Annotated in this window: 1 protein-coding gene and 1 pseudogene; both read right to left on the reverse strand. The window is 75.9% G+C overall.

The genetic code is table 11. The features are described 5' to 3' along the window. A partial coding sequence (locus ACFXA3_RS40555) for an acyltransferase domain-containing protein (protein WP_385196159.1) occupies nucleotides 1-2,464 on the reverse strand: 2,464 nt, incomplete at its 3' end. 18 nt (nucleotides 2,465-2,482) lie between these two features. Then, nucleotides 2,483-2,599 (reverse strand): annotated as a pseudogene (locus tag ACFXA3_RS40560) (hypothetical protein); the annotation flags it as partial. Nucleotides 2,600-2,648 lie beyond the last annotated feature (49 nt).

Raw genomic sequence — 2,648 nt, forward strand, 5'->3', positions numbered from 1 at the left:
CAAGATCCGGGGCCCGGGCCTGTGTTTTATCCCCCCCCGCCGCCCGCACGCGCCCGCCCCCCGCGGGCCGGGGCGGCCGGGGGGGGGGGGCGCGGCCCACGGCGACCTCGCCGTCGCCGAGTCCGCTGACCCGTACGCGGACGGCGGAGGCTCCCTCGGCGGCGAGGGTGACCCCGGACCAGGCGAACGGCAGGGCGGCCCCGTCGCCGGTGACGCCGGTCAGCGCGACGGTGTGCAGCGCCGCGTCGAGCAGTGCCGGGTGCAGTCCGTACGGGGAGCCGTCGGTGCCGTCGGGCAGGGCGGCCTCGGCGTACAGGTCCTCGCCGAGGCGCCAGGCGGCGGTCAGGCCCCGGAACACCGGGCCGTAGTTCAGCCCTTCCGCGGCGACGTTCTCGTAGAAGCCGTCGAGGTCGACGGGCTCCGCGCCGGCGGGCGGCCACGTGGTGGTGTCGAAGGGGCGGGCGGGGGCGGCGGCGACGGCGAGGGTGCCGACCGCGTGCCGGGTCCAGGACAGGCCCGTGTCCTCGCCGCGCGAGTGGACGCTCACGGCCCTGCGGCCGGCCGGGTCGGGGGCGTCGACGGTGACGCGGACGGCGACGCCGCCGCGCGCGGGCAGCACCAGCGGCGCCTCCAGGGTGAGTTCCTCGACGGCGGTGCAGCCGGCCCGGTCGCCGGCCAGCACGGCCAGTTCGACGAAGCCGGTGCCGGGGAAGAAGACCTGGTCGCCGACCCGGTGGTCGGCGAGCCAGCCGTGGGTGGCGGTGGCGAGGCGGCCGGTCAGCGTGAAGCCTTCGCTGTCGGGCGCGGTGATCACGGCGCCGAGCAGCGGGTGGCCGGCCGGGTCGAGGCCGGCGGCCTCGACGTCGCCGGTGCCCGCGGGGGCCGGGGCCCAGTAGTGCTCGCGCTGGAAGGCGTACGTCGGCAGGTCGACGGGGCGGGCGGGGGCGGAGCCGTGGAAGAGGGTCCAGTCGACGGGCGCGCCGGCCGTCCAGGCCTCGGCGAGGGAGGTGGCGAAGCGCTGCATGCCGCCTTCGCCGCGGCGCAGCGAGCCGACCGGTGCGGCGCCGGCGCCGACGGCGGAGACGGTTTCGGCGAGGCCGACGAGCAGGCCGGGGTGCGGGCTGGCCTCGACGAAGACGGTGAAGCCGTCGTCGAGGAGGGCGCGGGTGGTCTCCTCGAAGAGGACGGTCTGGCGCAGGTTGCGGTACCAGTAGTCGGCGTCGAGGGTGGCGGTGTCGACGGGCGCTCCGACGACGGTCGAGTAGAAGGCGACGTCCGCGGAGCGGGGGGTCACGCCGGCGAGGGCGGCGCGGACCTCGTCGCGGATCTCCTCGACGAAGACGGAGTGCGAGGCGTAGTCGACGGGGATCTTGCGGGCCTGGACGCCCTCCGCCTCCAGGTGCGTGTACAGCTCGTCGAGGTTCTCGGGGTGGCCGCAGACGACGACCGAGGTGGGGCTGTTGACGACGGCGAGCTGGAGGCGTCCGTCCCAGCGGGCGATGAGTTCGCGGACCTCGGCGGACGGCAGGCGGACGGACATCATGCCGCCGCGGCCGGCCAGCCCGGACCGGATGATCTTGCTGCGGAGGGCGACGACGCGTGCGCCGTCCTCCAGGGAGAGGGCGCCGGCGACGGTGGCCGCCGCGATCTCGCCCTGGGAGTGGCCGACGACCGCGGCCGGTTCCACGCCGAAGGAGCGCCACAGCTCGGCCAGCGAGACCATGACGGCCCACAGGACAGGCTGGACCACGTCGACCTCGTCGTACGTGGGGGCGCCGGGCTCGCCGCGTACGACGTCCAGCAGGTTCCAGTCGGTGAACGGGGCGAGCGCGTCGCCGCAGGCCCGCATCCGGTCGGCGAACACCGGCGAGGAGTCGAGCAGTTCGACGGCCATGCCGATCCACTGCGAGCCCTGGCCGGGGAAGACGAACGCGACCTGCGGGGAGCCGGAGGCGCTGCCGCGGACCAGGTTCGGGGCCTTGCCGCCGTCGGCGAGGGTGTCGAGCCCGGCCAGCAGGGCCGCACGGTCCTCGCCGAGGACGACGGCGCGGTGGTCGAAGGCGGTGCGCCGGGAGATCAGGGCGTGGCCGATGCCGCGCGGGTCCTCGTCGCCCGCGCCTTCGCGGACGAACGAGGCGAGCTTCTGCGCCTGCCCGCGCAGCGCCTGGGCGCTGCGCGCCGAGACGACGTACGGCAGGACCGGGGAGGCGACGGCCGGGGCCTGACGGACCGGCTCGGCGTCGGCGGCGGCCGGCTCGGGCTCCGGCGCCTCCTGGAGGATGACGTGGGCGTTGGTGCCGCTGAGGCCGAACGCGGAGACGCCGGCGGTGCGGGCGTGGTCCTCGGCCTTGGGCCAGGGCAGCGCCTCGGTGAGCAGTTCGACGTGGCCGGCGCTCCAGTCGACGTGGCTGGACGGCTCGGAGACGTGCAGGGTGCGCGGCATCAGGCCGTTGCGCATCGCCATGACGGTCTTGATGACGCCGCCGACGCCGGCCGCGCCCTGGGCGTGGCCGATGTTCGACTTGAACGAGCCGAGCCGCAGCGGCCGCTGGGCGGTGTGGTCCTGGCCGTAGGTGGCGAGCAGGGCCTGGGCCTCGATGGGGTCGCCGAGGGTGGTGCCTGTCTCTTATAAAAATCAGACGCTGCCG

This window comes from Streptomyces sp. NPDC059456, from assembly GCF_042750055.1.
GTDB lineage: Bacteria > Actinomycetota > Actinomycetes > Streptomycetales > Streptomycetaceae > Streptomyces.